The organism is Mycobacterium sp. NTMscope_MAC_12 (assembly GCF_976985675.1).
Genome location: NZ_CDRJYY010000001.1, coordinates 1 through 26,909 on the forward strand (window position 1 = coordinate 1; position 26,909 = coordinate 26,909).

The 26,909-nt window shown below is 65.6% G+C and carries 22 protein-coding genes and 3 pseudogenes; 9 read left to right on the top strand and 16 right to left on the bottom strand.

Going from position 1 to position 26,909, the window contains the following annotated elements; genetic code table 11:
- Positions 1-105: 105 nt before the first annotated feature.
- Positions 106-267: pseudogene (locus AC0KS4_RS00005) on the top strand (YnfA family protein); the annotation flags it as partial.
- Here the strand turns inward: AC0KS4_RS00005 and AC0KS4_RS00010 are convergent.
- From AC0KS4_RS00010 to AC0KS4_RS00030, 5 genes are all read right to left on the bottom strand, one after another.
- Complete coding sequence (locus tag AC0KS4_RS00010) at positions 264-527, bottom strand: hypothetical protein (protein WP_007172605.1); 264 nt, start codon at positions 525-527, stop codon at positions 264-266. The pseudogene AC0KS4_RS00005 and the gene AC0KS4_RS00010 overlap by 4 nt on opposite strands.
- Before the next feature lie 57 nt (positions 528-584).
- Positions 585-1,661, bottom strand: coding sequence for an IS110 family RNA-guided transposase (locus AC0KS4_RS00015; RefSeq protein WP_238955752.1), 1,077 nt, complete (start codon positions 1,659-1,661; stop codon positions 585-587).
- A 331-nt stretch (positions 1,662-1,992) separates the two neighbouring features.
- Positions 1,993-2,331 (bottom strand): transposase, encoded by a 339-nt coding sequence (locus AC0KS4_RS00020; protein WP_033718757.1) that lies wholly within the window; start codon positions 2,329-2,331, stop codon positions 1,993-1,995.
- Positions 2,332-2,342: 11 nt separating this feature from the next.
- A complete protein-coding gene (locus AC0KS4_RS00025) occupies positions 2,343-4,712 on the bottom strand; it encodes a copper-translocating P-type ATPase (RefSeq protein ID WP_089150873.1) in 2,370 nt (789 codons plus the stop codon).
- Positions 4,713-4,767: 55 nt separating this feature from the next.
- A complete protein-coding gene (locus AC0KS4_RS00030; protein ID WP_033718771.1) occupies positions 4,768-5,064 on the bottom strand; it encodes a DUF1490 family protein in 297 nt (98 codons plus the stop codon).
- 121 nt (positions 5,065-5,185) lie between these two features.
- Between AC0KS4_RS00030 and AC0KS4_RS00035 the strand changes: the two genes are divergently transcribed.
- The 3 genes from AC0KS4_RS00035 to AC0KS4_RS00045 all read left to right on the top strand — a co-directional run bounded on the left by AC0KS4_RS00035 (position 5,186) and on the right by AC0KS4_RS00045 (position 7,164).
- Positions 5,186-5,617 carry a heavy metal-responsive transcriptional regulator gene (locus AC0KS4_RS00035; RefSeq protein ID WP_007170246.1) on the top strand — a complete coding sequence of 144 codons (432 nt, stop codon included), beginning with the start codon at positions 5,186-5,188 and terminating at the stop codon, positions 5,615-5,617.
- A gap of 3 nt (positions 5,618-5,620) precedes the next feature.
- Positions 5,621-6,391 carry a DUF2182 domain-containing protein gene (locus AC0KS4_RS00040; protein ID WP_007170247.1) on the top strand — a complete coding sequence of 257 codons (771 nt, stop codon included), beginning with the start codon at positions 5,621-5,623 and terminating at the stop codon, positions 6,389-6,391.
- 440 nt (positions 6,392-6,831) lie between these two features.
- A complete protein-coding gene (locus AC0KS4_RS00045; RefSeq protein ID WP_007170248.1) occupies positions 6,832-7,164 on the top strand; it encodes a YnfA family protein in 333 nt (110 codons plus the stop codon).
- Between the two features lie 242 nt (positions 7,165-7,406).
- On the opposite strand, the pseudogene arsB reads toward AC0KS4_RS00045, so the two are convergent.
- Together arsB and arsM are read right to left on the bottom strand one after the other, a co-directional pair.
- Positions 7,407-8,914 (bottom strand): annotated as a pseudogene (gene arsB / locus AC0KS4_RS00050) (ACR3 family arsenite efflux transporter).
- Positions 8,915-9,015: 101 nt separating this feature from the next.
- On the bottom strand, positions 9,016-9,816 hold the full coding sequence (gene arsM / locus AC0KS4_RS00055; protein ID WP_007170251.1) for an arsenite methyltransferase: 801 nt from the start codon (positions 9,814-9,816) through the stop codon (positions 9,016-9,018).
- Positions 9,817-9,904: 88 nt separating this feature from the next.
- Here arsM and AC0KS4_RS00060 point away from each other — a divergent pair, with 88 nt between their 5' ends.
- Entirely contained in the window at positions 9,905-10,291 is a 387-nt protein-coding gene (locus AC0KS4_RS00060) for an ArsR/SmtB family transcription factor (RefSeq protein WP_007170252.1), read from the top strand.
- Positions 10,292-10,344: 53 nt separating this feature from the next.
- Here the strand turns inward: AC0KS4_RS00060 and AC0KS4_RS00065 are convergent, their stop codons facing one another.
- From AC0KS4_RS00065 to istA, 9 genes and pseudogenes are all read right to left on the bottom strand, one after another.
- Positions 10,345-12,633 (bottom strand): heavy metal translocating P-type ATPase, encoded by a 2,289-nt coding sequence (locus AC0KS4_RS00065; protein ID WP_033718775.1) that lies wholly within the window; start codon positions 12,631-12,633, stop codon positions 10,345-10,347.
- Positions 12,634-12,697: 64 nt separating this feature from the next.
- Complete coding sequence (locus AC0KS4_RS00070) at positions 12,698-12,994, bottom strand: DUF1490 family protein (RefSeq protein ID WP_033718759.1); 297 nt, start codon at positions 12,992-12,994, stop codon at positions 12,698-12,700.
- Between the two features lie 81 nt (positions 12,995-13,075).
- Positions 13,076-13,432, bottom strand: a complete 357-nt coding sequence (gene cmtR / locus AC0KS4_RS00075; RefSeq protein ID WP_007170255.1) for a Cd(II)/Pb(II)-sensing metalloregulatory transcriptional regulator CmtR — start codon at positions 13,430-13,432, stop codon at positions 13,076-13,078.
- A 71-nt stretch (positions 13,433-13,503) separates the two neighbouring features.
- Complete coding sequence (locus tag AC0KS4_RS00080) at positions 13,504-14,325, bottom strand: hypothetical protein (RefSeq protein WP_065018912.1); 822 nt, start codon at positions 14,323-14,325, stop codon at positions 13,504-13,506.
- Between the two features lie 79 nt (positions 14,326-14,404).
- Positions 14,405-15,430: a TniB family NTP-binding protein gene (locus AC0KS4_RS00085; RefSeq protein WP_007172501.1), complete on the bottom strand. Its 1,026-nt coding sequence runs from the start codon at positions 15,428-15,430 to the stop codon at positions 14,405-14,407.
- Positions 15,418-17,493: a Mu transposase C-terminal domain-containing protein gene (locus AC0KS4_RS00090; protein ID WP_224860251.1), complete on the bottom strand. Its 2,076-nt coding sequence runs from the start codon at positions 17,491-17,493 to the stop codon at positions 15,418-15,420. The genes AC0KS4_RS00085 and AC0KS4_RS00090 overlap by 13 nt, the downstream gene beginning before the upstream one ends.
- A gap of 5 nt (positions 17,494-17,498) precedes the next feature.
- On the bottom strand, positions 17,499-18,239 hold the full coding sequence (locus AC0KS4_RS00095) for a TnsA-like heteromeric transposase endonuclease subunit (RefSeq protein ID WP_099459185.1): 741 nt from the start codon (positions 18,237-18,239) through the stop codon (positions 17,499-17,501).
- 97 nt (positions 18,240-18,336) lie between these two features.
- Positions 18,337-18,795, bottom strand: a pseudogene (locus tag AC0KS4_RS00100) (ATP-binding protein); the annotation flags it as partial.
- The gene (istA, locus tag AC0KS4_RS00105; RefSeq protein ID WP_079669096.1) at positions 18,792-20,300 is read right to left on the bottom strand and encodes an IS21 family transposase; all 1,509 of its coding nucleotides are present in this window, start codon (positions 20,298-20,300) and stop codon (positions 18,792-18,794) included. The pseudogene AC0KS4_RS00100 and the gene istA, both read right to left, overlap by 4 nt.
- A gap of 426 nt (positions 20,301-20,726) precedes the next feature.
- Between istA and eccB the strand changes: the two genes are divergently transcribed.
- The 4 genes from eccB to AC0KS4_RS00125 all read left to right on the top strand — a co-directional run bounded on the left by eccB (position 20,727) and on the right by AC0KS4_RS00125 (position 26,847).
- A complete protein-coding gene (eccB, locus tag AC0KS4_RS00110; RefSeq protein WP_007172147.1) occupies positions 20,727-22,217 on the top strand; it encodes a type VII secretion protein EccB in 1,491 nt (496 codons plus the stop codon).
- 73 nt (positions 22,218-22,290) lie between these two features.
- Positions 22,291-23,346: a hypothetical protein gene (locus AC0KS4_RS00115; RefSeq protein WP_007172148.1), complete on the top strand. Its 1,056-nt coding sequence runs from the start codon at positions 22,291-22,293 to the stop codon at positions 23,344-23,346.
- A complete protein-coding gene (gene eccCb / locus AC0KS4_RS00120; protein WP_007172149.1) occupies positions 23,336-26,434 on the top strand; it encodes a type VII secretion protein EccCb in 3,099 nt (1,032 codons plus the stop codon). The genes AC0KS4_RS00115 and eccCb overlap by 11 nt, the downstream gene beginning before the upstream one ends.
- On the top strand, positions 26,431-26,847 hold the full coding sequence (locus AC0KS4_RS00125; protein ID WP_007172150.1) for a helix-turn-helix domain-containing protein: 417 nt from the start codon (positions 26,431-26,433) through the stop codon (positions 26,845-26,847). The genes eccCb and AC0KS4_RS00125 overlap by 4 nt, the downstream gene beginning before the upstream one ends.
- Positions 26,848-26,909 lie beyond the last annotated feature (62 nt).

Below are 26,909 nucleotides of genomic sequence, written 5' to 3' on the forward strand. Positions count from 1 at the left end.
CCGTTGTCGTTCTATCTGAGGCAGGTGCGGGCGTCTGACCTGCGGTGCCTCAGATCAAATGGCGATCCTGTTGCGGGTGGTTTGTCATCTGATCTGAGGTAAATAGGCCGGATCCTGGCCGCCTACGGGGAGGCGTGTTCGTCGGCGGCTCGCTGGCGTGGGGTATGGCCCTCGAGGGGTTCCGACCCGGCCGCTGGGACGTGCTTGGCGCCCCTGGTTTTCCTGGCCGGCGTTGCCGTGAACATGTACGCTCCTCGCGGCCACTAGCTTTCGGCCGCAATCGCCCGTCGCAGCGCGGTCAGTATGACGTCACGGCTGGGCAGATCCAACCGACAGACGTCACCCGTCGGCGGCCGATCGGGACGCATCACATCGGTGCCGTCAATCAGTATCGACGGTGACGGAAAGGGTCCGACCCGCTCAACGATCGCCGTGTTGATCCCGACCACGGCCAAACAGTCGACCAGCATTTCATGGGCCGTTGCCGCGTTCGGACAGCCCGGGCTGCTCAGAATCTCAATCCGCATCCCACGGTCTCCCAACACCCGTCATTAGCATCTCAGGTGGGATGCTCCTATAGATTGTCAAGGGCTGACCGCTGGGTCTTCGGGTGTGGGTGTGAATCGTGTTGGGCGCGTGAGTTCCTGGTAGATCTCGCGGGCGATGGCCCGTTTGAGGCAGCGCATGATGTCCTTCTTTGACAGTCCTTCGGCGGTTCGCCGGCGAGCATAGGCGCGGGTGCGTTCGTCATATTTCAGCCGCACGACAGCGACGGTGTGAAGTGCTTTGTTCGCTGCCCGGTCGCCACCCCGGTTGAGCCGGTGGCGGTTCGTGCGTCCCGAGGATGCCGGGATAGGAGCAACACCGGCGAGATGGGCGAAGGAGGCCTCGGAACGAAGCCGTTCGGGGTTGTCGCCGGCACTGACCAACAGTTGTCCGGCGACCTCGGTGCCGACGCCAGTCTTGGCCAGCAGACCTGGAGCAGCAGTGGTGGTCAGCTCATCCAAGACGATGTCGAGCTCTTTGATCTCGTCATTGAGCGCCAGGTGGCGGCGAGCCAGGGATCGAAGCGTAAGTCTGATCGCTGCCGCTGGCGCCGAGAGGTCTGTTCCGGGGCGCAGACGCGACAGCGCCTGGATCAATGCAACGGTTCCCAACGGTTTCATGTGCTCACGCAAGTCCATCGGGCCGGTGATCAGCAGTCCGCGAATCTGGTTGATGCACTGAGTCTTTGCCTTGACTGCCGATCGCCGAGCCACGCGAAGACAACGGATGGACTCCACGATGCCGTCTCGTGATTTCGGAACGCTGTCGGCTCGCCCGGAGGCTACCGCTTGGGCTGCTGCGTAGGCATCAACGGGATCAGACTTGCCATTGGCGCGCCGGGTCGCACGGTCGGGCCGGTTGACCTCGAGCACCGCCAGGCCCGCTGCCGTCAACACCCGGCCCAGTTGGGCTCCGTAGGTTCCGGTGCCTTCCACTCCCACACCGGCGACCGATCCGATCGAGGAGATCCAGTCCAGGAGGCTGCGGTAGCCGTCCGGATCGGCGGGGAATTCTCGGTCGCCGAGGTGGCGTCCGAGTTGGTCGATGACAGCAACGTGGTGCGTATCGGCGTGGGTGTCGACCCCGACAAAGACAGCGGTCGATGCGGCAGGCATTGGCCTCCTTCAGTGGTACTGATACGGACAGCACCCTGAGCGCGGGCCGATGGGACAAGACAGTGATGGGCCCCGTTGCTACGACAAGCTCCTATAAGGTCACCAAGCACGCCCTCAACGGGTGCATGGGCTCAGTGACGGACCGGCAGATCCCACTCAAAGGCAGCCATCCGGCGCCGGTCAATTTTCGGGCCAGGCCCGCCACCAAGCTCCGAAACAATGATCACTGTCAATTTTCGCGACCCGGTGACAGTTGCAGCCGGAGTTCGACGCGCCCGGTAGCTCGGCGATTTCGGGTACGCCGTGGCAGGCGCACTCCCTTGCGGCGAGTTCAAGCCGCGGCTCGCCGCTGCTGCGGTCGCAAAGTGTGCCGAGACGCGTCTATGCCGGCCATTTCTTGCGCCTGCTCGGCTGCGGTCTGCCCTAGCCGGACCAAATCCGCTCGCTCCTGGACCGAAAGCGGCTGTTCGCCAGCGACATCTGGCCGCTGGCCGTCACCGCTGCGGGCCTGGGACATCAGCCACCGCTCATCGCGCACCCATGTATGCAGCAGGCTCGTGTCCACGTTTAGCTGGCGGGCTACCTCAGCGACTCGCCGCTGCCCGTCGATCACCATGTGCGCGGCCGTGACTCGATACTGCGGGGTGAATGAGCGCCGATGTTGTGGCATACCTACTGGCTTCACGAATCCCACGTCGCGCTATCTGGGATGTCCACCATGTGGGCGGTCTGGGGCGATCCTTGTCGGGTGTGGCGGCCGAAGCGGCGTAGCCGCAGCGAGTTGGTGACCACGCTGACCGAGGAGAGCCCCATCGCCGCTCCCGCGATGATCGGGTTGAGCAGACCGAGTGCGGCTAGGGGGATCGCGGCGGTGTTGTAGCCGAAGGCCCAGCCAAGGTTCTGGTGGATCGTGCGCAGCGTCTGCCGCGAGAGCGCGATCGCCTCCACAACACCGTCGAGCCGGCCGGACATCAGCGTGATGTCGGAGGCCTCGATGGCCACGTCGGTGCCGGTGCCGATCGCAATGCCCAGATCGGCCTGCACCAGCGCGGGGGCGTCGTTGACGCCGTCGCCCACCATCGCGACCACCCGCCCCTGGTCTTGTAGCCGCTCGATCTCGGTGACCTTGTCCTGCGGCAGCACCTCAGCCAGGACGTGATCGATGCCGACCTGTGTGGCGATCGCGGCGGCGGTGCGCGCGTTGTCGCCGGTGATCATGGCGACCTGCAAGCCCATGGCGTGCAGTTGAGCGACCACGTCGGCGGCGTCGTCCTTGACCGTGTCAGCGACGGCGAGCACGCCCACAACGTGGTCGTCGCGGCCGACGAACACCGCGGTGCGGCCCTGCTCTTCGAGTTCGGCGGCCGCCGCCGCAAGGTGCTCAGGCAGCAGCAGCTCGTGGTCGTCGACAAGTGTGCGACGTCCGACCAGCACGGTGCGGCCGTCGATCTGGGCCTGCACCCCGTGGCCGGCGAGGCTGGCGAACGCCGTGGCGGCCGGAATCTGCAACCCCAGCTCGCGCGCGGCCGCGACGATCGCCGCGCCGATGGGGTGCTCGGAGCCCGACTCGACCGCGGCGGCGATCTGCAGCACCAGATTGGGCTGGCGCCGCTTGCCGGCAATCACATCGGTGACCCGCATCTGGGCGCGGGTCAGCGTGCCGGTTTTGTCGAACACCACGGTGTCGATCTTCTTCGACGCTTCCATCACCTCGCCGCCTTTGACCAGGATCCCCAGCTCCGCGCCGCGGCCGGTGCCGACCGTGATCGCCGTGGGAGTGGCCAGGCCCAGCGCACACGGGCACGCGATGATCAGCACCGCCACCGCGGCGGTCATACCGGCGACCGGGTTGGCGGCGATCAGCGTCCACCCGGCAAACGTCACCGCGGCAACCCCGACGACGGCCGGGACGAACACCGCCGAGACCCGGTCAGCCAGTCGCTGTACCGGCGCCTTGCCGCCCTGTGCCTGCTCGACCAGGCGCACAATCTGCGCCAGCGCGGTATCGGCGCCGACGGCGGTGGCGCGCACGGTCAGCAGCCCGTCGATGTTGACCGTCGCACCGGCAACACGGTCGCCCACCGATTTTTCGACCGGGACGGACTCGCCGGTCAGCATTGACTCATCGACGACGGCGCGCCCGTCGGTGATCTCGCCGTCGACCGGGATCTTCTCCCCAGGCCGTACCCGTACCAGGTCTCCGACTTGTACCTGATCAACCGGCACGAGAATTTCTTGCCCGCCGACGAGCAGGCAGGCTTCCTTGGCGCCCATCTCCAAAAGCTTGCCGATCGCCTCCGACGCCTTGCTCGTGGATCTGGCCTCGAAATAGCGACCCAGCACCACGAACGCAATGATCAGCGCCGCCGTCTCGAAGAACAGTGCGCCACCGGCGAACAACTCATACGTGGAGTAGCCGAATGCGGTCAATGTGCCCAGTGTGATCAGCGTGTCCATGTTGGCGCTTCCCGCCCGCGCCTGCTGCACCGCGCCGCGCAGGAACGGCCACCCGGCGACGAATTGCACCGGTACCGTCGCCGCGAACGCCAACCACCCCGCCCACGGATAGGCGCCGAACACCATCGTCGACACCGACGCCAGCAGCGCCAACGGCATGGCCAGCCACAACCGCCGCAACCAGTTCCGCTGCTCACGCCTGTTCAGTTCACCCGAGGACGCCGTGCCGCACGCACCGCCCTGTCCCTGCCCGCAGCCGCCACTACCCTCGGTGTCGCGCGGCGCGTCGCTATCGGGCCGGGCGCCCAGTAATCGGCGGAGTCCACCGATGGCCTTGCGCACCACCCCGGGGGTGCGCGCATCGCCGGAATGCGGGGCACGGGTGGGCACCAACTCTGCAGGGATGTGCTCGGCTACGCCGATCGCCGACAGCACCGCCGCGGTGTCGCAGCGCTGCGGCGAATACTGGATCACCACCGATGCCGTGCGCGGATAGGCCGTCACCGCCTGCACACCGGGCACCGTGGCCAGAGTCTCCTCGATCGCGACGGCCCGGACCGCATCGACATGAAATCCGGTGATGCGCAGCCGCATCCGCCCGGACGCGTCCGATACGACCGTCGCCGTGGCGTCGGCGGCCGGCAGGACCTCAGTCGTCATGGCCGTCGCCCGGGCTCGTCACGATCGCCGGTTCGGTGTCCTCTCCGGCGCGCTCTCGTGCCTCGGCAACCACGTCGGCGACCGTCAATCGGATCTGTTCCGTGTTCGTTTCGGCCGTGCGCTGCGCTTCGCGGGCGGCCCGGATGCCCCACGCGGTCACAGCAACGGTTGCCGTGCGCAACGGAACCTTCGCCACGGCCGTGCGCACTGCCTCATACGCCGCAACCCCCACCACCCCGGTTACCACCGTGGGCGCCGCCTTCATCAAGAACCCATGCCACGCCATACCAAGCACTCCCTTCCCGTCGTTGCACCGCCAAACGGTGACCAGTCGGCCACGGTCGCTGCGGAGCGACACGAACCCATCCTTGACCTTCCAGTACAGTGGAAGGTCAAGGATGGGTTCCATGCAGATCGGCGAACTAGCGAAACTCAGCAATACCAGCGCGAAAACCATTCGCTTCTACGAGAACGCGGGGCTGCTCCCGCCACCGGCACGCACGGCGTCGGGGTACCGCGACTACGGGCCCGAGGTCGTGGATCGGCTGCGGTTCATCCATCGGGGCCAAGCCGCCGGGCTGACCTTGCAGAAGGTGCGCCAAATCCTGGCGATCCACGACCGCGGTGAGGTGCCGTGCGGGCACGTGCAACAGGTCCTGCACACCCGTCTGGACCAAGTCCGCGCGCAGATCGCCGAACTGGTCGCCCTCGAAGGCCACCTGCAGACCCTTCTCGACCACGCGGCGCACGCCGCGCCCACCGAACATGACCAGTCCACGGTGTGCTGGATTCTGGAAAGCGACCTGGATGCCGACGCCACCGTCGGTCCCGGCCACTAGACCATGAACAGCACCGAAATGCGTGAGTGGTCATGGACTGATGCGTGGTTGCCGGCCGCCCTGCTGGGTGTGGCGGGGGTGGGCTGGTGGTGGTCAGTGGTCAGCATGACCGGCGACGCCATGTCTATGGACACCGAGCCAGGAATGCCCATGGAGACCGCGCCAATGATGTCGTTCGCCGGTTTCCTCATCGCGTGGGTGGCCATGATGGCCGCGATGATGCTTCCTGCGGTCCTGCCCGTCGTTCGCGCCTACGCCCGCGCCGCCACCGGCAGCGCCGCTCCAGCGATCGTCTTCGTCGCCGGATACCTGGCCCTGTGGAGCGCCACCGGGATCCCCGCCTTCTGGGCGTGGAGCCACCTCAACGGGCCACTGGCACACGGATCACCGTGGGTCGGCCGCCTGGCCGGCGCCATAGCGCTGGCCGCCGGGATCTATCAGCTCACGCCGCTGAAAGCAGCGTGCCTGCGGCACTGCTACTGGCCATTGTCGGTTTCCCCGCCGTGCGGCAAGTACCACGACAGCCCGGCCCGGGCGCTTCGTGCCGGTGGGCGCTACGGCGTCTTTTGTCTGGGCAGCTGCTGGATGCTGTTCGTAGTCATGATCGCCTTCGGCACCATGCAATTGGCGTGGATGCTGGCGCTCTCGGTGGTGATCTGGCTGGAGCGAGTCGCCTCCTTCGGCGATTGGCTCACGCGCGTCACGGGGGCGGTGCTCGTAATCCTTGGCGTTGTGCTGCTGGTGCACCCCGCGTTGGTCATCAACCTTGTCTAGCGAGGAGTTAAGTCATGACGACGACGACACAACCACGCACCCGCCCCTGCGCTTTAGCGGCGACATTTTGATCTGGCTGTCCGCTGTCGTTTGATCTGAGGCGCTGCTGGCCGTTTGACCTGCGGCGCCTCAGATCCGTGCGCTTGAGCACAGTATTGCGGGGTTGATCGAGGATGCCGGTGCTGCCTGCGTGAGCGGGTCCAGTGCCGAGTGCCCAGTTCTCGAAGAACTGACTGAACCGGCAGTGCGGCATTCGATTTGAACGCCAACGCATTGCCGTGTTCACGTCGGTTCCCGTGGGTTGGCTCTCTGAGTATGGTGTGCGGGGCAGGTGTCTGTCACGGGTACGCGCACGGGTCGACGATCGGGTTGTGGGGCTGCCGCGTCCGGAAGCCGGGGACGCCCCGATGCCCCGGCACGGTCTCCTAAGATCAGCAATCATGGTGGCGCGTTCAATCCTGTTATTCGTCCTGGCTGCGGTCGCCGAAATCGGCGGTGCCTGGCTTGTCTGGCAAGGCGTCCGCGAGCAACGTGGTTGGCTCTGGGCGGGACTCGGCGTCATCGCGCTAGGAATGTACGGGTTCGTCGCCACCCTGCAGCCCGATGCCCATTTCGGCCGGATCTTGGCCGCCTACGGCGGCGTATTCGTCGCCGGCTCGCTGGCGTGGGGCATGGCCCTCGACGGGTTCCGACCCGACCGTTGGGATGTGATCGGCGCCCTGGCCTGCCTGGTAGGCGTTGCCGTGATCATGTACGCCCCTCGCGGCCACTAGCTCAGCATCACGTGGCGGCCGGGCAGGCCCAAACCGACCCATCGGGGGCGGATCGGGACGCATCACCTCGGCCCCGCCGATCAGTATCGACGGTGACGGAGACGGGCCGGCACGCTCAGCGATCGCCGTATCGATCCCGGGTACGGCCAGACAGTCGACCAGCATTTCATGGGCCGTTGCCGCGTTGGATAACCCGGGGGGATCTCAGTGGCGCAACAGGTTTCGGTGACTGTGGGTTTGGGTTATGTAGTGGTGCCAGGTAGCAGTTCGGCGATCAGGGTCTGGACGCGGTTGGCGATGTCGTCGCGGATGGAGCGGACGACCTCAAGGGCTTGGCCGGCGGGGTCGGGCAGTTTCCAGTCCCGGTAGGTGACTCCCGGGAAGTATGGGCAGGTGTCTCCGCAGCCCATGGTGATCACGACGTCGCTGGCTTGCACCGTGTCGGCGGTGAGCACCGCGGGGCTGTTGGCTGTGATGTCGATGCCCAGTTCGGCCATCGCGGCAACGGCCGCCGGGTTGACTTGGTCGGCGGGTTCGGTGCCCGCGGAACGGACCTCGATGCGGCCACCGGACTGGTGGATCAGCAGTGCGGCCGCCATCTGGGAGCGACCGGCGTTGTGCACGCAGACGAACAGGACGCTGGGTTTGTCGGCCATCAGCGGGCACTGCGTGATTGGGACTCGGGTCCGAAGAGGCGGGTACGCAGCGCCAGGGACACGTAGACGAGTCCGACCAGCACCGGTACTTCGATGAGCGGGCCCACGACCCCGGCCAGGGCCTGCCCGGAGGTGGCGCCGTAGGTGGCGATCGCGACGGCAATCGCGAGTTCGAAGTTATTGCCGGCAGCGGTGAACGCCAACGTGGTGGTGCGCTCGTACCCGACGTTGAGGAGGGCGCCGAGCAGGTAGCCGCCGGCCCACATGATCGCGAAGTAGGCCAGCAGCGGCACCGCGATGCGGGCGACATCGAAAGGCCGGGAGGTGATCTGATCACCTTGAAGGGCAAACAGGATGACGATGGTGAACAGCAGTCCATAGAGTGCCCAGGGGCCGATGCGGGGCAGGAATTGCGACTCGTACCAGGTGCGGCCTTTGGCGCGTTCGCCTAGGCGGCGGGACAGGTACCCGGCCAACAGTGGGACGCCGAGGAAGATCAACACCGATTTGGCGATCTGCCACGGGGAGACCTCGATCCCGGTCTGGGACAGGCCCAGCCAGCCCGGCAGCACCGACAGGTAAAACCAGCCCAGCGCGGCGAACATGAGAACCTGAAAGATCGAGTTCAACGCGACCAGCACTGCGGCGGCCTCGCGGTCCCCGCAGGCCAGGTCGTTCCAGATGATGACCATGGCGATGCAGCGGGCCAGCCCGACGATGATCAACCCGGTGCGGTATTCGGGCAGATCGGGAAGTAGCAGCCACGCCAGGGCAAACATCACCGCCGGCCCGATCAGCCAGTTCAACACCAGCGAGGACGCCAGCAGTTTGCGGTCGGCGGTGACCTCGCCGAGCTGGTCGTAGCGGACTTTGGCCAGCACCGGATACATCATCACCAACAGCCCAAGGGCGATGGGCAGCGAGACTCCGTCGACCTCAATGGCACTTAGGCCCGCGCCCAGGCCGGGCACCAGCCGCCCCAGCAGCAGGCCGGCGGCCATCGCTACCCCGATCCATACCGGCAAGAGCCGGTCCAGGGTGGACAGCTTGGCGGCCACTGCGGGTGCAGCAGTCGATATGGCGGTGTCACTCATGAGGTTTCTCTCCCGTGGCGCGAGCGGCGTACCGCTTCACTGGCAGCTGTCAACGTGAGGTGGGTCGGGGCGCGGTGGCGCGGTCGTTCGCTGCGGCTGTCTCAATCAGACGATGCGGCGGGTTTGGTGGCGTGGATGATCGCGCCGTGCATCCCTTCGGCCACCTGGTGGGTGAACGTGACCGTGGCATCGGTGAACCCGGCCGCGGCCAGTCCGTCGAGGTACTCCTGGCGGGACAGCGCTCCGGCGATGCAGCCGACGTAGGAGCCGCGTTCGGCGCGCTCGGCCGAACTGAGGTGGTCTTCGGCGACGACGTCGGAGATCCCGATCCGCCCGCCGGGGACCAGCACCCGGAACATCTCGGCGATCACGGCCGGTTTGTCGGCGGACAGGTTGATCACGCAGTTGGAGATCACCACATCGACGGCGGCATCGGGCAGCGGGATGTCTTCGATGGTGCCCTTGCGGAACTCGACGTTGGTGACACCGGCCTTGGCTCGGAATTCTTCGGCGTTCCGCCTCGCCAAGGCCAGCATCTCGTCGGTCATGTCGACGCCGTAAGCAAACCCGTCCGGGCCGACCCGGCGCGCCGACAACAAAACGTCGATCCCGCCGCCAGAACCCAGGTCAAGCACCCGCTCTCCGGGGTGCAAGTCAGCGACCGCGGTCGGGTTACCGCAACCCAGGCTGGCCGCAACCGCTTCAGCGGGAATCTCGGAGTGCTCGTCGTCGCCGTAGAGACCGGCGCCGAAGATGGTCCCGATATCGGCTGAGTCGCTGGACCCGCAGCAGCTCGCGGCGGTCAGCACATCGCTGTTGGTAGCGCCCCCGCTGATCGCGGTGGCGGCGGCGCCGTAGCTGGCCCGGACCTGATCACGCAGCTCATTGTGTTCGGCGGTCATCGCACCTACTCTTTCCATCGACAGACATCTATGTGAGCAGTGTGCGGGAAACATCGATGACTGTCAATGCGTGTGTCATACTGGGGCCATGCCCGCCGCGATCGCCTCCCCGACCGAACGCGATGACTCGTTGCTGGTCGCTGACGTTGCGGCGTGCTGCAGCCCGATCACCGACGGCGTACTCGACGCGGCCGCCGCCGAGCGGCTGGCCGGCGTGCTCAAGGCGCTGGCCGAACCGACCCGGCTACGGCTTGTGTCAATGATCGCGGGCCATGAGGGCGCCGAGGCGTGTGTATGCGACCTGACCGCTACTGTGGGGCTATCCCAGCCGACGGTGTCGCATCACCTCAAGATCCTGGTCGAGGCCGGCCTGCTCGACCGAACCCAGCGCGGCAAGTGGGCGTACTACCGGCTGGTGCCCGCGGCCCTGGATGCGCTCGGCGGGGTGTTTGTTGTCCGTTGTCGTTGTGGCTGAGGCAGCGCTTGAGGGCCTGACCTGCGATGCCTCGGATTCAGTGACGGCCGCCGCTACCTTGAGTTGTCCTGCCGCCGGGTGTCTCGTGCTGGCCCCGCAAGAGGCGTTATGCGTCCGGCGCGTACGCCGTTGGCGATGACGACGACTTCGGCAAGCTCGTGCACCAGTACGACCGTGGCCAGGCCGAGGGTTCCGAACATCGCCAGCGGCATGAGCACGGTGATGATGCCCAGGGAGAGTCCGACGTTTTGCACCATGATCTGCCGGGAGCGTCGAGCATGTGCTAGTGCGTGGGGCAGGTGCCGCAGGTCTTGGCCCATCAGGGCGACGTCGGCGGTTTCGATCGCGACATCGGTTCCCATGGCGCCCATCGCGATTCCCAGGTCGGCGGCGGCCAGGGCCGGAGCATCGTTGACGCCGTCGCCGACCATCGCGGTGGGCCGGTGAGCGCCCAGTTCTGCGATCAGGTGAGCCTTGTCCTCGGGGCGCAGTTCGGCATAGACGTGCTCGATGCCGGCTTGGGCGGCGAGCGCCGCCGCGGTGGCGTGATTGTCGCCGGTGAGCATCGTCACCTGGTAGCCGCCGGCACGTAGCGCGGTGATGACCTCGGGAGCTTCTGGGCGTAGTTCGTCGCGCACGGCGATGGCACCGAGCAGCCGGTCATCGCGTTCTACGAGCACCGCTGTGGCCCCGGCTTGTTGCATGTGCGCTACGTGATCGGCGAGGTCGGCGGGGTCGATCCAGCCGGGCCGGCCCAGCCGGATGGCTTGCCCGTCGAGGTGGCCGGTCAGCCCAGCTCCGGCAACGGCGTGCACGTCACTCGCGGCGGCCACCGGCGCTTGGGTAGCGGCCAGGACGGCCGCGGCCAGCGGGTGTTCACTGCGGGTTTCCAGCGCGGCCGCGACCGCCAGCACCTCTTCGCGGGTGGCGTCGTTGGTGGTGGCGATGTCGATGACGGTGGGCCGGTTGGCGGTCAAAGTTCCGGTTTTGTCCAGCGCGATCCCACTGATGGTGCCCAGGGCTTCCAGCGCGGCACCGCCCTTGATCAGTACCCCGATCTTCGAGGCGGCACCGACTGCCGCCACGACGGTCACCGGCACGGCGATGGCGAGCGCGCACGGGGACGCGGCGACGAGCACCACCAGAGCGCGTTCGATCCACACCAGCGGGTTACCGAAGATGCTGCCCGTCCCGGCGATCAGCGCCCCGGCGATCATGATGCCCGGCACCAACGGCTGCGCGATCCGATCGGCCAGGCGCTGGCTGGCGCCCTTGCGGGCCTGTTCGGCTTCCACGATCTGCACGATTCGCGCCAACGAGTTGTCCTCAACGGTCGCGGTGACCTCCACCTGCAGCACTCCGGACCCGTTGATCGACCCGGCGAACACCTCATCACCGGGTCCGGCCTCTACCGGCACCGATTCGCCGGTAATCGCCGAGACGTCCAGGGCGGTGCGCCCGGCAACAATGATGCCGTCGGTGGCCAGGCGTTCCCCGGGTTTGACAATCATCTGATCACCGACGCGCAGTTCGGCTGCGGCCACCACGGTTTCGACACCTGCGCGCAAGACCGTGGCCTGATCCGGCACCAGCGCCAGCAGAGCACGCAGGCCGCGGCGGGTACGGGCCACCGCGTATTCCTCCAAACCCTCGCTGATGGAGAACAAAAACGCCAGCATCGCGGCCTCGCCGACCTGACCGAGTCCAACAGCGCCGAGCGCGGCGATCGTCATCAACGTGCCGACACCGACACGGCCCTCGGTCAGTCGCCTAACGGTTGAGGGCACGAACGTCGAAGCGCCCACCGCGAGCGCCACGACTTTCAATCCCAACGCCACCGGCCCGAATGGAGTCAGCCACGCCGTCACCAGTGAGGCTGTCAGCACCACCCCGGAGAACGCGGCCCGCCGCAGCTTGACAACGCCCCACAGCCGCTCCGACTCAGGGTGGCTGTCGTCGTGGTCGCAGCAGCCATCGCTTCGTTGCACTGGTCGTTGTGAAACCCTGTCAGCTTGCTCGCCGGATAGCGTCCGCTCGCTCCAGTCGAGGATTCTCTGCACCACACCGGGGTTGCCTCCCTCGACCGAGTGCGGCGCCCGGGCGGGCACCGACTCGGCAGGGATGTGCTCGGCGGCGGCGATCGCCGACAAAATGGCAGCGGTGTCGCAGCGCTCGGGTGAATACCAGACCACCACGGAAGCCGTGCGCGGATACGCGCGGACCGCATCCACACCAGCCACCGTGGCGACCGAGTCCTCGATCGCGACAGCCCGCACCGCGTCGAACCGAAACCAGTTAGCACGCACCCGTATTCGTCGCGCACCCGCAGACACGACAACCAGCGCGGCCCCGTGATCGGAGGAAACCTCAGCAGTAGGCACAATCGACCTTTCCCCGTGAAAACGGCTAACCCATCACTTGGCAGCAGTCGTCATCGTCAGCCTTGGCGGCGGGCGGCCGAGGGGCATCGTCGCCGATGCGTCCGCGGGCTTCGGCGACCACGTCGGCGACTTTCAGCCGGGCCGACTCCGCTGCTACCTCTGCGCTCCGAGTTCCGCGCAGTCCCCACTCCGTCACGGTCACCGCTGCCCGGTGAACCGGCGCCGTGCCCACCGCCTTGCGCAGCACCTCGTAGGCGCTCACCCCGACCAGCCCGGTGAACACTGTCCCGGCTGCTTTGGCCACGAACCCATGTATAGCCACTGCTTATCCCTTCTGTTCTGCCAACTCACTACGATTGAGCGACCGCGATCTTCAAGGTCACCGGATCGCTGCCACTGATGGTCATCGACCAACGGTGGCCTCGGCTGCGCCCGATGCGGCGTCCTCGCCGACACAGGGCTGGTCGGTATCCACCGCCAAAACAACCTGGACCAGCTCGCCCAGAGCACGGGCGAGGTGAGGGTCGGCCAGCGCGTAGCGAACCTGCCGGCCCTCATAGGTCGCGATGACCAGCCCGCAGCCCCGCAAACACGACAAATGATTGGACACATTCGACCGTGTCAACCCCAGCTGCGCAGCCAACTGGCCCGGGTAGCACACCCCATCGAGCAGTGCCACCAGAATCCGACACCGCGTCGGATCCGCCAGCGCTCGGCCCAGCCGAGCCAGCGCCGATTCCCGCGTCTCACACGTCAGCATGCACCAAACAGTACAGCCGATACTGATATGTCAGCAAGGGCTGAATTGTGCCATGGCTCCACACGCCGCCGTCAGCCCTGACGCCGCCCAGCTGGCCCAGCCGGGCACGGTGATCGCGGGGATTGACCTGGTCGTGGTTTCCACGCGTCGAAGTGGTGTGCGCGGCGGGTGGCGCTGAGTTGTTGATCGTGGATCCACTGTTCGATGGGGCGGGTTTGGTCGCGGTGCTGGGGAAACCGGGCGCTGACGTTGACGTAGACCGCATCGACGGCGCGGGCACGGGCGGGTGTGGCTGGCGCGGTGCCCCAGATCCGGCGATGAGCGCCGGCCAGGATGGCGGCCAAGGCGATCAGGTCCGGGTAGGCGCCGATGTGCGTGTCGGCGTCGGCGCGGGCAGGCGGCAGCGTAAACGGGCTGGTGCTGCGTGCCCAGCAGCGGTGAATCCGCGCGGCATCCCTGACCGCGAAGCGCGCAGCGTCGCCGTGACACCGATCCAGTCGGGCATGGCGCTGCGCTGCGGCGATCACCGCGGGGGCGCAGCGCAGATCGCGTTGATCGTCGAGGGTGGAGGTGCCTGCACCGATCCATCGGCGGTGGCGGCAGCAGACGGTCGCGTAGTCGGGCAACCAGCAGTAGACCGGCTCATAGACACCGCGGCGTGCCATGCACAGGCGGCATGCGGGCCGGGCGTGGCGGCGTTGGCGGGTGGTGTCGCGGTCGGGGGCGGCCAGCCCGATGAGCCGGGCGTGAAGGATGCCCACGGGCTGGCCGCTGGCGGTTGCCAACCAGTCCGGCCGGGGACGGCAGATCGCTGGACCGTCGGCCAGGTAGCGCCGCAGACCTCGGGGTTCTAGGTGGTTGGCGTGCGCGAGCCGATCAAGATAGGACTGCACCGTTTCGCCACGAAACGGTGTGACGGTGCGCGGTAGTGGCGCGGCAGGCCCCTGCGGCCACGCCGGTGGGGTTGATACGTCAGCTGGCATGGCGTTGCGCCGATGTTTGGGCTGCGTAGTCGATGAGCACCGTGTCCATCAGATCCCTGGTGAGGTTCTCGGTTTCGTCGAGCATGCTGCGGATCGCAGCCGAGCGGATCAGGTGCGCCAGGCTGCCGATCATTCCGCCGGTGCGTCGATGCAGGTATTTGGCTTCGGCGACCAGCGTTCCCGCGGTGTGATGGTGCAACCGCAGGGTGCCTTCCATCGCGGCCACCAGCGACTTCCATTCCCCGGCGTACGGGAACGGGCTGGTGTTGATCACACCGCAGCGCCCGGCGAGCTGGCGTCCGCGGGTGCCGGTGAACACACCGGAGCGCTCGACGTCGATGCCGGCGTAGACGAACGTGGCGGGCAGGTGTTCGGTGAAGTACTTCAGGTGATCGGACAGTTCCTCGCCGGCCCGGGTATCGAGGTTGAGGTTGTGGATCTCGTCGACGATCACGATGTCGGTTCGGGCGTCGATGAGGACCTGGCAGACAGCGTCGGCGATATCGGTGACATTCATCCGCGGTTGCATCGGCGGAAGGCCCAGGAATCGCGCGAACTCCATCGCGAGTTTGCGCGCCGAGCCTTTCGGGGGCGCGGTCACGTATACGATCGGGATCCGGGACTTGTCGGCGAATCGTGTCCTGATACGCAGTTCGTGGAATCGGCCGAGTTGTTTGACCGCGGTGGTCTTGCCGGTCGCGGCCGCCCCGGAAATGATCAGCCCGCGCCGGGCGCCGATCTCGCGTTGGTTGAGCAGGGTCAGCAGCCGGCCTTCGTTGGTGATGCGCTGGATCGCCGACGTGGTGACCACGACCAGTTCACTGTGATGCGCTACCCGGGCTTCGTTGTAGTTGGTCCGTTCGGTCTCCGACAGGGTGCTCCACTGCTCATCGGGTAACAGGGTGAACTCGGGTGGATCGGCATCGACGAAACGGCGCCAACCCTCGAGCGTGGTGGTGGGTTGGCGCCGGTCCTCGAGTTGGCTCACCGGGGCAAAAGTGTTCACAGCCGCCACGATTCAGCCTCCTTGCGTGCATCGAACACCGGTAGTGGAATGACTTGGGCGATCTCGATGTCGTCGGCGTCCTCGTCACCGCCTGGCGGCGGCTCCTCATCGCAGGGTTCTGCGGTATCCGGCGGGCGGGGCCAGGCCGGTGTCGCGGTGGCTCGCGTTCGACCCGCCACCCTGCGATCCTTGGATTCCTGTCGGGTGGGGGCGGGGCCTTGCGCGGCCCGGTCGAGCAGGTCATCGGCCGCGCGGGCGATCTCGGCTTCGGTGGCCTGATCGCATCCGCGCTGGGCCAGCACGGACCGCGCATGCTGCCATACCAATTCGCCGAACGGTACCGGGTGGCTGCGCAAATGCGTCCAGGTCGCGGCCAGCCAGCCCTCGTCGTGATGGTTGCGCACCCAGATCCGCGACACGTCGTAGGGGTCGTAGTGCACCTCCCACTGGCCCTTCTTGGATTCCACCCCCGAGTGCTGGCGGCGGTAGGGGTTGAGTGCCTTAGCGTCGTAGCTGCGGTTGTTGACCCGGATCCCGTAGGAATTGATGCGCCGCCAGCACGACGGCAGTAACTCGATGTAGTCCTCGGCCGACAGCGGCACCGGAACATACCCGGCGACCTCGACCAAGGCGGCGTACTTTTCGTTGGGCGTCAACGCCTTGCCCGGGGTGACGGGGTCACGCAGGCCGTCGTGGGGCCGGTTTTGCCATACCGCGACGATCCACTCATCCAGCAGGGCTTGCAGCTCCACGATCGACCACACTGCGTCCTGTTCGGCGTTCTTGCCGCGCCGCTCGACGCTGGAGCCGACATACCCGGCGACATGCTGGGCGAACAAGGTGGCCACCGACTGCAGGGTCCGCTCGATCTTGGGTTTGTCGGTCGGCGTATCCGGGTGGGCGGGCTGCAGATTGATCCCCAACGTGCAACACGCCTGCCGGAAGGTTTGCGACAGATACGCCTTCCCGTGGTCGCACACTACGGTCTCCGGGGCGATCACCGGCCGGGCGGCCGCATCGGCCAACCGTTGATCCACGCCGGTCAAACAGCGATACGGCAGCACCGACCGCGACATCCGCAGCGCATCGGACCACTCCGGCCGCATCGGTTCTGGCGTCAACGCTCGGGCCAGCAGCAGCGCCGCGTCGACCGCTTTGGTCGTGGGCCGCAACACCGCGGCCGGAATCGAGCAGGTCGCGTCGTCAACCATGCCGGTCAGCTCGACCCGGTCCACCGTGCCGTCATCGAGGACCACCCGCACATCCAGGGGGGTCGAATCGATCTCGACCACCTCGCCGGGGCGCGCCACCGTCAGCGCACCGAACGGGCCGTCGGGCTGTTTGGACAACGAACGCCGGGTGCGCGCGGACCCGAACGTGTGCCGGCCCTCCGACAGCCTCTTCACCAGACGATAGAACGTCCGCTGAGACGGCATCGCCGGTGCGTCCTGGGCACCGTATTGAGCCACCAGCGATTTGGTCACCCGTCGCTGCAGGCGGCTCACCGTCCCGGTCGACACGTCGGTCTCGTCATCGATGGCCTGCCGCACTGCGGCCACCAGCCGCTCGTCGACGCGGCCGAACATCGCCCGCCGGGGAATGTGCCGGCGATCCACAACCCCCAGCAGGCCGTCTCGTTCGTAGGCATAGCGTTGCCGCTGCAACGTGTACAAGCTGATCTCGTGGCCAGCCGAGCGCAGCTCGGCGAGCTTGGCCAATTCGCGCTGCCGCAACGAACGCGACGCCGGATCGAACTCCGGCCGCGGCCGGCTACCCGCCTCGGAATCAACCCGTCGACCCGTCAACACCTCGATCAAGTGCCGTTCCCACCAGCGGGCCCGCTCGGCGGCAGCCTCGGGCACCCCGGCCAACGCTTCTTCGGAACACAAAGCCGGTCGCGATCCTGACACCAACTCCAACGCCGGGTCGCCCAGCAGCCGAGACAGCGGTACCACCGACTGCCCGCCGACCGCATCGGTCAGCCTGGCTGAACTGCCCGAAAGTGTGACAACCGTGAATACGCCGTCGGATAACCGGATTTCATCGCCCTCGCGGATGACACCCGACCGCATACCCGTCATCGTGACAACGCGGGCCCGACGATCGACTCCTCGGTCAAGACAGCCGCGGAAAGATCCACGCCCAGTCGCCGGTGCCACAACAGGTGAAACAGCACCGGCAACACCATGATCGCTTCACCGACCGGTCTCACCCCGGTCATCAGCGGCCGCGCCGAGTCGAACACCGCCTCCAACGCTGCGGCGACCGCCGGGCGGTACACCCGTGGATGCCGATACCCAGACAACCAGCGCAAATTCGCCGTCACGACCGGATCCGCAACGCCCGCTCGCCGATAGGCCCATCCCAGGGAACGGCACGCCTGCTCGGACCGGTCGAACAACTCAGCATCAGCATCCGATATTCGGTCATCGGCCCGCACGTCAAGAACCGTCGCCGTTCCGTCGGACAACCGCACGAAGTAATCAGGCACGTGGTGCCTGCCGTCACCCCAATGGAGCCGGAACGGCTGCGACGCAACACCAACCACCGCGGGATCGGCGTCCAGCGCGATCAAATGGTCACGCTCCGACCACGACTCGTACCCAACGTGCTCACGAGTCGTCGAAAACCACCACAGGCCTGGATAATTGCCCTGCCCGCGAAACGCTGGGAAACCACGCACGGGTGAGCAGTCCAACTCAAAGGCCACTGCGGCACACTCCGCCAGCGGCAAGCGCGAAGAACCCCCGGAGGAGTTGAATTCCACCTCAACGCCACCGTTGACCTGCGGCCATAGCGCCGCCGGCGCCACACTCACCTAAACAACGCTACCGGCGGTACCTCGGATAGATTGGCAAAGACACGCCGATACCGCAGATACGGTGGCAATACATCACATCGGATGTCAACGGACAGGCGGCGGTGAAGTACCGGACCTTGTGCCCAGCATGAATCGCAGCGACCCCCAGTCCGATCAGGGTGTGGGACTTGCCGGTCCCAGCCGGTCCGATGATCGCCAGATTCTGTTGTGTGCGAACCCATTCCAGGCTCGACAGGTAGTCGAACACCTTGGGCTGAATCGACGATGCGGCCACGTCGAAGGACTCCAAGGTCTTGGTGACCGGGAACCCGGCAGCCTTGAGCCGGTTGACGACGTTGGAGGCATCCCGTGCCGCCAGTTCGGTCTCGACGAGGGTCCGTAGCACTTCTTCGGGGGTCCAGCGCTGGGTCTTGGCGGTGATTAGGACTTCGGGGGCGGTGCGCCGGATCGCGGCGAGCTTGAGCCGCCGCAGCCCGGCGTCGAGATCAGCGGCGAATTGCGGAGTGGACAGTGGTGCAACGGGTTTGGTTGCCTTGGCTGGCGTGCCGTTCATGACGTGGCACCACCGTCTGCGGCCGGGTTGACCGTGTAGGCAGCCAGGGATCGGGTCGGGGCGACTGGGAGGTCCAGGATCAACGCATCCCCGGCGGGGCGGGGCTGCGGCGTTCCGGCGCCGGCGGCCAGGATGGACCGCACGTCGATCGCGCGGAACCTCCGGAACGCGACCGCCCGGCGAAGCGCGCCGACCAAGGCGTCGGTGCCGTGGGCGGCGCCCAACGCCAGTAGGACTTCCAGTTCGGAGCCCAGCCGAGTGTTGCCGATCGCGGCGGCCCCGACCAGGAATGCTTGAGCATCCTCGCCGAGTGTGCAGAACTGTTGCTCAGCATGAGTTTTGGGTCGTGGTCCGCGGCTAGGTTCCGGGCGGGGACCGTCGTAGTGATCGTCGAGGACTGATGCGCTGCCTGGGGCACCCAGTTCGTGCTCAGCCACGATCACCCCAGTCGCGGGCTCCACGATGCACAGCGCGCCGTGATCGACGACGACGGCCACGCTGGTCCCGATCAGTCGGGTGGGCACCGAGTAGCGGGCCGAGGCATACCGGACACACGACAGCCGGTCGACCTTGCGGATCACCGACGGTGCCCCGATTCGAAGTTGCAGCGACGGCAACGGTTGCAGGAGTTCCCGTTCGATCAGCAGTTGCTCATCGGGGACCGCACAGATCTCCGAATGCACCGCGGCATTGACCTCCAGACACCACGCCCTGGCCGCAACGTTGGCAGCACGCAGATCAACCGGCACCCCGGCGATGGCGGCGTCGGTGAGCAGCGGGACGGCGAGGTCGCGTTGGGCGTAGCCGCACAAGTTCTCCACGATGCCCTTCGATTTAGGGTCGGATGCATGGCAGAAGTCCGGCGCGAAACCGTAATGACCTGCCAGCCGGACGTATTCGGCGGTAGGGATCACCACGTTGGCGACCACGCCGCCCTTCAGACAGGCCATCCGGTCGGCCAGCACCCGGGCCGGGACACCACCTATCCCGGCCATCGCTTCGGCGATCAACGCCAACGTCGTGGACGCCTTCTGGTCGGTGGCGAACGCGACGAAGCGCCACCGGGAGAACGCCAGCACTGCGCAGAACAGGAACAACCCGGGTGCGGCTTGGGCCCAGTCGATCACCAGATACTCACCCGGTGACCACACCGCCGGGCGACGTCCCCGGTGATGTTCGTTGCGCCACAACACCTTCGCCTCAGCAACGAGGCGACGGAAGTTGCGTGCCGACCCGTCGTAACCGGCGGCCTTCGCGATCGGCAACATCCGCTTCGCCGACATCCGACCCGCCGACTTCTCGACACGCTCGGCGACCAGATCGGCCACCGCATCGTAATTGTGGGCCCGCTCGACCCGCGGCGGTGCGCTCTCACCGGCTTCGAATTTCTCGACGACTTTCTTGACGGTCCTATGGGTGGTGCCGCACAGCTGCGCGGCGCCGCGGTATGACCCGACTTGTTGATAAGCAGAAATGATGTCCATGCGGTCCCTCGCAGACTTCAATGGAACTCCCCGGTGGTGACGATGAGTGGTTGGCACCTTCACCGTCACCACCGGGGCCCGCAGTTCCTGATCGACACGACGAACACGGGGTGGGTACTTTTATCCGGCCACCAGCGGATACCTCCACTTGGCCACCAGTGGGTACTTTTTCATGGCCACGGACACACGGGATAGGGCCGTCGTCCCGGGCTGGCGAGCCTTACTAAGTCGATGGCCGAACTCGAGGAGATGGTCGGCGGCCAGGAGTGAGCTGCGATCCTGATGGGTAGGGCGACTTCGCTTTTGGGGCGGACTCCGATCGCTGGCGGTCAAGGTCCTGAAAGCCCGGTACCTGTAGCGATCTGGCGCCACTGCGGTGTTCTGGGTTTTCATTCAATTTGGACGTGCTGGTAGCGGGGGTGTAGCGGGGGGCGGTACGGTGCCGGTGTGCCGTTGAAGTTGGCGTCTAAGACGCAGGTTTCGGGTCATTTCTTTGTTCGGCGACGCTTGTCGTTTGCGTTGCTGCGCCGTTCGGTGAGCATGGAGATCAATCCGGTTCGCTGGCACCGCACGCTGTTGATGTTGTCGGCGGTGTTGGGTGTGGTGCTCGTGGTGGGGGCGTTCGTGTACGGGTGGTTTCGCCCGGCGGGGGTGATCGACGACTCGTCGAAGATCGTTGCTGATCGTTCGTCGGGGGCGTTGTTTGTGGTGGTCGACAAGCGACTGTATCCGGCGTTGAATCTGGTGTCGGCGCAGCTGATTGCTGGGTCGCCGGATCGGCCGACGTTTGTGGCATCGGGGGAGATTGCGAAGTGGCCCAAAGGGCCGACGGTGGGGATCCAGGGCGCTCCGGTGGAGACACCGGCGGTGGTGTCTCCGCAGGTTTCGCGCTGGGCTGTGTGCGACACGGCGCCGACGACGGTTGGTGGTTCGCCGTTGGTGACGGGCATCAATGGGCAGTTGTTGCTCGGGGAGGCGGCGGGAGAGCTCGCCGGCAGCGAGGCCTTGTTGTTGTCTTATGGGCCGCAGGTACACCTGGTGACTAATGGTGTTCGGATGCCGATTGATCTGTCTCAGTCCGCGGTCGCCGGGCCCCTGGGGATTGCGCCCGGGGCGCAGGCGACGGGGATGTCGCGGGCCCTTTTTGACGCGTTGCCGGCGGGGGGACCGCTGGCTGTTCCCGCGGTGCCTGGCGCCGGTGGGCCCGGTCAGGTGGATTTGGGGGCGGGGGTTGTTGTCGGTGCGGTGGTGGCGAGCCGGGATGTGGCTGCACAGTCGGACCGCTTTTATGTGGTGCTGGCAGATGGGGTTCAAGAGGTCTCGCCTGTGGTGGCTTCGATGCTGCGCCAGCATGATTCGTTTGGTTTAGCCACGCCGCCGCAGATATCGCCGGATCATTTGGCGCATATTCCGCTGCGTCATGTTCTTGATGTGGATTATTATCCGCGGTCGCCTGTGCGCCTGGTTGATGCGGGCAGTCGGCCGGTTTCGTGTGTGGCGTGGCAGTGGAGTGTGAGCGAGCGTCAGGCGCGGCTCGCGGTGATTTCGGGTCGGGGGTTGCCCATCCGCGCGGATCAGCGGGCGAAGATGGTGCCGTTGGTGGGTGCCGGCAATGGCGGGGTGCAAGCGAATCAGGTCTTGGTCGGTGATGGTGCATCGACGTTTGTTAGCACTACTGGTCAGGCATTGGATTCGCCTGCGCGCGAGACGATGTGGCTGACTAGCTCCACCGGGTCGCGCTATGGTGTGCCGTTTGACGACAATAGCGTGCAGGCGTTGGGGCTGGTGTTATCTCAGGTTCGTCCGGCGCCGTGGTCGATGCTGCAGGTGTGGCCTGCGGGACCGGAGTTGTCGCGGGCGGCCGCGTTGACGGTGCATAGCCCGTCGGACGCGGTGGCTGTGTTGCCGACGAAGACCAACGTACGGGCCGGCGGATAGGAGGGGGAGAAGGTTGTCGACGATTCGTTTCAGCCCGTCTCGGCGGCTGAGGGCGCCCAAAGTTGATGGCGGCATGCAGTCGGTACGCGATTCTCCGATCGCGCCGCGCCGGTTGCCGATGACGAAGGCGCAGATCATTTTGCCTGCAGTCATGGGCGCGGCGTTTTTGGGCATGATGGCCATGATCTTGACTCAACCGGGGCTGCGCTCGGGGCCGATGAGTTTGTTTTCGTTGTTTGTGCCGGTGATGATGATTGTGTCGTTCGCCGGGGTGTTTATGCAGGGCCGTTTTGGTGGCGGTGATAAGGCGTTGTCTCCGCAGGCGTTGGAAGAAGAGCGCCGTGCCTACATGGACGAGCTCGACCAGACACGTGATGTGATTCAAAGTGACGCCGAGCGTCAGTTCGCCAATTACCAGTTCTTGCATCCCGAACCGGCGATGCTGCGTGGGTTGGTCGGGTCGCCGCGGATGTGGGAGCGATCGGGTTCTGCTGAGGACTTGGCGATGCACTTTGGTTTTGTCCGTTTCGGAACCGGTACTTCGGATTTGGCGAAGAAGCTGGCTAAGCCTCGGTTGGGGGAGTCGGCCGATTATGAGCCAGTCTGCTATGACGCGCTGCGCAAGTTTTTGTTGGAGCAGTCCAAGATTAGTGGGATCGCTAAACCGCTGTCGCTCAAGGTGATTCCGCTGATGACGTTGGTGGGTGAGGATGGTCCGGACACAGTCCACGGTGTGGTGCGGGCGATGATTTGTCAGGCGGCCTGCTTCCATTCACCGCAGGACTTGAAAGTCATGGTCGTCACCGACGAACCAGCACGATGGGATTGGGTCAAGTGGTTGCCGCATTGCCAACACGACAAGCTCTTTGATAGTGGCGGGCCGTTGCGAATGGTGTGGACGTCGCCGACGGCGATGGATGCGGCGGTTGGTCACGAATTGCATGGCGCTCGAAAGAATTACGGGGACCCTGGCGCCGCGGACGGGGTACGTCCGCATTGGCTTGTGATCAACGACCAGCTCCGTGTGGATAGTGAATGGGACACGTTGAATCGCAGGGGCGTTGGGGGGGTCGCGGGCGTGACCTTTGTGCGTGTAGTGGTCAAGGAGGGCGCGGCGGATGACAACTGAGTTCACATTGCATGTCAAGCGCGACGGGGCATATGACGAGGAGGGGTTTTTCGCGCTCCCCGATACGCTGGACACGGCGTCCGCGGTCGCGTTTGCGCGCAAAATGGCTAGATACCATGCAGATTCGCGGGTAACGCAAAGTTCGACTGCCGCCGCATCGAAGGTCGTGGATCTGTATGAGATTCTCGGCCACGCTGATCCGGGCGATATCGATGTGGAGGAGGCCTGGGCGGCGACGCGGCTGGGTCCGCCGCTGCAAGACGACGAGGGCGAATTGCAGTGGGGTCGGGAGTGGATGCGGTTCCCGATCGGTATTGATCCACGCAATGGACAGCCCGTGGCCCTCGACTTGAAGGAGACTCACGAGTTCGAGGGGATGGGCCATCACGTCGTCGTCGTCGGCACGACTGGGAGTGGTAAATCGGTGTTTTTGACGGCGTTGATTACGTCGGCGTGTTTGACGCATTCGCCAGACTCGTTGAAGGTCGCGGTGTTTGACTTTAAGGGTAGTGCGTTGGCGCATTTGGTGGCGGGATTCCCGCACTGCGTCGCGGCGATGAGCAACTTGCGTAACGATCGCCTGTGGATTGTGAGGATGGAAGATGTCCTCTACGGCGAGATGGAGCGCCGCAAGTCTTGGCTTGACCGGGCTGGGGTCAGTGACATCGCTGAATATGAGTATTTGCGCATTCACAAGAAGGAGAAGTTGCGGCCGATGCCGCACCTGCTGCTGATTGTCGATGAGTTCACGCAGATGTTCGCTGAACATGACGGAGCCAAAGCGGTCATGGACGAGGTCGGCCGCCAGGGCCGCTCGCAGGGGCTTCGCCTCGTGATGGGGTCGCAGCGGCTGGGCCACCAGATGCAGGGCGGCATCATGAGTAACATCCCGGTGCGGGTGGCGCTGCGAACTGTCGGCGACACCGATTCCCACGAGGTGTTGGGTAGCGATGAGGCCAATCATCTGCCCAAAAAACCTGCTGGGGCTGGGCTTTTGAAGGTAGGTGCCAACAAGAACCTGACGAGGTTTCAGACGGCGTTCGTGCTCAAGAGCTATGTACCGCCCCAACGGGCAGCAGCTGCTGCGGCCAGGCAGGAAGCCGGTTACCTTGAGCCACAAGAGTTCCAGGCGGTCGGTATGCCTGCTCTGCAGATGGCCCGCGACGGCGAGGGCGAGCAGACCAAAATCCCGGAACCACGCGCCATCATTGGCGCCGATGGCCGCACCGTCAAACAGGTGCAGGCAACGGTGGATTGCTTGAATCGGCTGAATCTTCCTCCACTGCAAGCGATGTGGCTGCCGCCGCTGCAGCCGGTCCCTGCTGATGAGCTGGTGCGGCGGTTGCGGGGCCAACCGTGGGATGTCGACTATGGCTCGGCCCAAAGCGAGCTCTCGAGGCTGATGTTTCCGGTCGGGATCGAAGACAGGCCGCGCGACCACCGCCAGCTTGTCTATGCGCCCAATCTGGCCGAAGGTAACTGCGCGGTCATTGGTATGGGGCAATCGGGTAAGACGGTGGCCATCGCGACGATGATCTCGGGTGCCGCTTTGTTGTATCATCCTCGGCGGCTTCAGTTCTACGTCATCGCACTCAGCGGGCCGGACCTCAACCTGGTAGCTGGTTTGCCGCACGTCGGTGGTTTCGCACGCGAGGTGGACCCCGAGCAGGTCAAACGAATCATCGCCGAGATGCTGGCGCTGATCGATCAGCGCGAGCAGGCGTTCACCAAGCTAGGTCTGACGCTAACCAAGCTGCGTGAACGCAAATTTGGCGGCGTGCCAGGTGAGGTGCCTCAAGACTCGTTCGGCGATGTGTTTTTGGTGATCGATGGCTGGCCAACGTTTGTGAAGAACTGGGAGCTGTTGGTTTCTGACGTGGAACGAATCTTGGCTAAAGGACCCGATGTTGGGGTGCACGCCATTGTGTCGACCAGTGGCTGGGTGGCCAACAAATTCCCGTCAGGAATGACCAAGAATTTCACCAGCAACGTGGAGCTCAAGCTCGGTGACAACGATGACATGACGGTCAACAATGTGAAGGTCGCGCGCGACGTTCCCTTCGGGGAGCAGAAGATGTTCCTCGACGAAGAGGACGACACTGGCGGTGAGGTCGAGCAGGTCAACGTGGTCAAGATCAGGGGCCGCGGCACGACGATGGAGGGGTACCATTTTCAGGCCGGGTTACCGGAGATAACCGTGCAAGGGCGGCGCGCCGACGTGGCAGCAGCCGTTGAGCCAATTCAGCGGCTCGCTGGACCTGACAGTGCGGCCGCGCGGGTACGGATGCTGCCCAAAATCGTCGGTATCGACGAGGTCTTCGCGCAATGGGAGCAGCGTGAGCATGGGCCGGGTGGGGTCGACTGGAGTGGTGTCGTGCCGTTCGGGATTTCAGAAATCGGTTTGGAGCCGGCGGTCGCGAACTTCGCTGCGACCCCGCATCTGCTGCTTACCGGTCGGCCTGAATGTGGATTGTCGAGCGGGTTGGCCACGGTGGCCCAAGCTGTGATGCGGGTGTACGGGCCCGAGCAGGCCCAGATCTATGTGGTGGACCCTCATAATGAGTTGCTGCGCGTGGTCGAAGGTGAACATTTGGGCGCCTACGTTTTCCGGGAGGACCAGGTGCGTGCCTTGGGTGACAGCCTGGGGGCGATCCTGACTGAACGTATGCCGATGACAGACCTAAGCCAGGCGGAGTTGGCTGCGGGGACGCGGCGTTGGAGCGGGCCAGAGATCTTTGTCTTCATCGATCGTGAAGAGACCCTTGCTAGTTGGGACACTGGTGGGTTCGTGGCAGGAACCGGATACCCGTTGGGCCCGCTGGCGCGGTTTATTGCGCGGGGTAAAGAGGTCGGCCTGCACCTGGTCGTGTCGCGGCGGATCGCTCAGTGGGGCCGCACGCTGACCAATCCGATAATCGGGGAGTTGCTCAAGGCCAAAGCACCTGTCGTGGTAATGGACGGCGACCCTGATGAAGGGCCGATCGTCGGCAAAACGAAAGCCGTGCCAGCTGACCCCGGTCGTGGCCTGTACGTCACTGACCGGATGGTGGCGCCGGTGCAGATCGCGTTCCCGGCGAGCGCCCATTGAGCGAGGATGACCCCGCGTGGCTGCTCGTCCACGCGGTGGAACAAGCCCGCTTAGAACAGGGGTTGTCCAAACATGATCTGGCACGCCTGGCGCGCGTGGCGCGGCCTACGATCTCGCGGCTGATCAACCATGGCATGGTCCCGTCTCGTGCGGCCACGCTGGATAGGATCGGCTCGGCGCTGGGCTGGGAGGCCGGGACGTGTGCGGCCTTGTTGGCCGGCCAACCCCTACCGGGTCCACGCGCGCCGGTGACTCGCTCGGCCCAGCTCGTCGCAGCGCGGCTCACCGAGATTGCCGAGGAGGCGCGGTCGGCCGCCGGTGCTGCCGAGCAGTCGATTCTGCGGCTGAAAACCATCGAGGAGCGTGCGCGTGCGGCTGCGCAGTTCGTGCTGGGCGGTTCAGTAGCTGATTAAGCGGTCGATCTGGACCGATTCATGCGTCGGCATGGGCCTTTGTCGCTCGGTGATGCGTGGCG

Excerpts from the sequence above, each read along its gene's own strand:
- AC0KS4_RS00010 (WP_007172605.1), bottom strand. The coding sequence starts at position 527 with ATGCGGATTGAGATTCTGAGCAGCCCGGGCTGTCCGAACGCGGCAACG.
- AC0KS4_RS00015 (WP_238955752.1), bottom strand. The coding sequence starts at position 1,661 with ATGCCTGCCGCATCGACCGCTGTCTTTGTCGGGGTCGACACCCACGCC.
- AC0KS4_RS00020 (WP_033718757.1), bottom strand. The coding sequence starts at position 2,331 with ATGCCACAACATCGGCGCTCATTCACCCCGCAGTATCGAGTCACGGCC.
- AC0KS4_RS00025 (WP_089150873.1), bottom strand. The coding sequence starts at position 4,712 with ATGCGGCTGCGCATCACCGGATTTCATGTCGATGCGGTCCGGGCCGTC.
- AC0KS4_RS00030 (WP_033718771.1), bottom strand. The coding sequence starts at position 5,064 with ATGGCGTGGCATGGGTTCTTGATGAAGGCGGCGCCCACGGTGGTAACC.
- AC0KS4_RS00035 (WP_007170246.1), top strand. The coding sequence starts at position 5,186 with ATGCAGATCGGCGAACTAGCGAAACTCAGCAATACCAGCGCGAAAACC.
- AC0KS4_RS00040 (WP_007170247.1), top strand. The coding sequence starts at position 5,621 with ATGAACAGCACCGAAATGCGTGAGTGGTCATGGACTGATGCGTGGTTG.
- AC0KS4_RS00045 (WP_007170248.1), top strand. The coding sequence starts at position 6,832 with ATGGTGGCGCGTTCAATCCTGTTATTCGTCCTGGCTGCGGTCGCCGAA.
- arsM (WP_007170251.1), bottom strand. The coding sequence starts at position 9,816 with ATGACCGCCGAACACAATGAGCTGCGTGATCAGGTCCGGGCCAGCTAC.
- AC0KS4_RS00060 (WP_007170252.1), top strand. The coding sequence starts at position 9,905 with ATGCCCGCCGCGATCGCCTCCCCGACCGAACGCGATGACTCGTTGCTG.
- cmtR (WP_007170255.1), bottom strand. The coding sequence starts at position 13,432 with ATGCTGACGTGTGAGACGCGGGAATCGGCGCTGGCTCGGCTGGGCCGA.
- AC0KS4_RS00090 (WP_224860251.1), bottom strand. The coding sequence starts at position 17,493 with ATGCGGTCGGGTGTCATCCGCGAGGGCGATGAAATCCGGTTATCCGAC.
- AC0KS4_RS00115 (WP_007172148.1), top strand. The coding sequence starts at position 22,291 with ATGCAGTCGGTACGCGATTCTCCGATCGCGCCGCGCCGGTTGCCGATG.
- eccCb (WP_007172149.1), top strand. The coding sequence starts at position 23,336 with ATGACAACTGAGTTCACATTGCATGTCAAGCGCGACGGGGCATATGAC.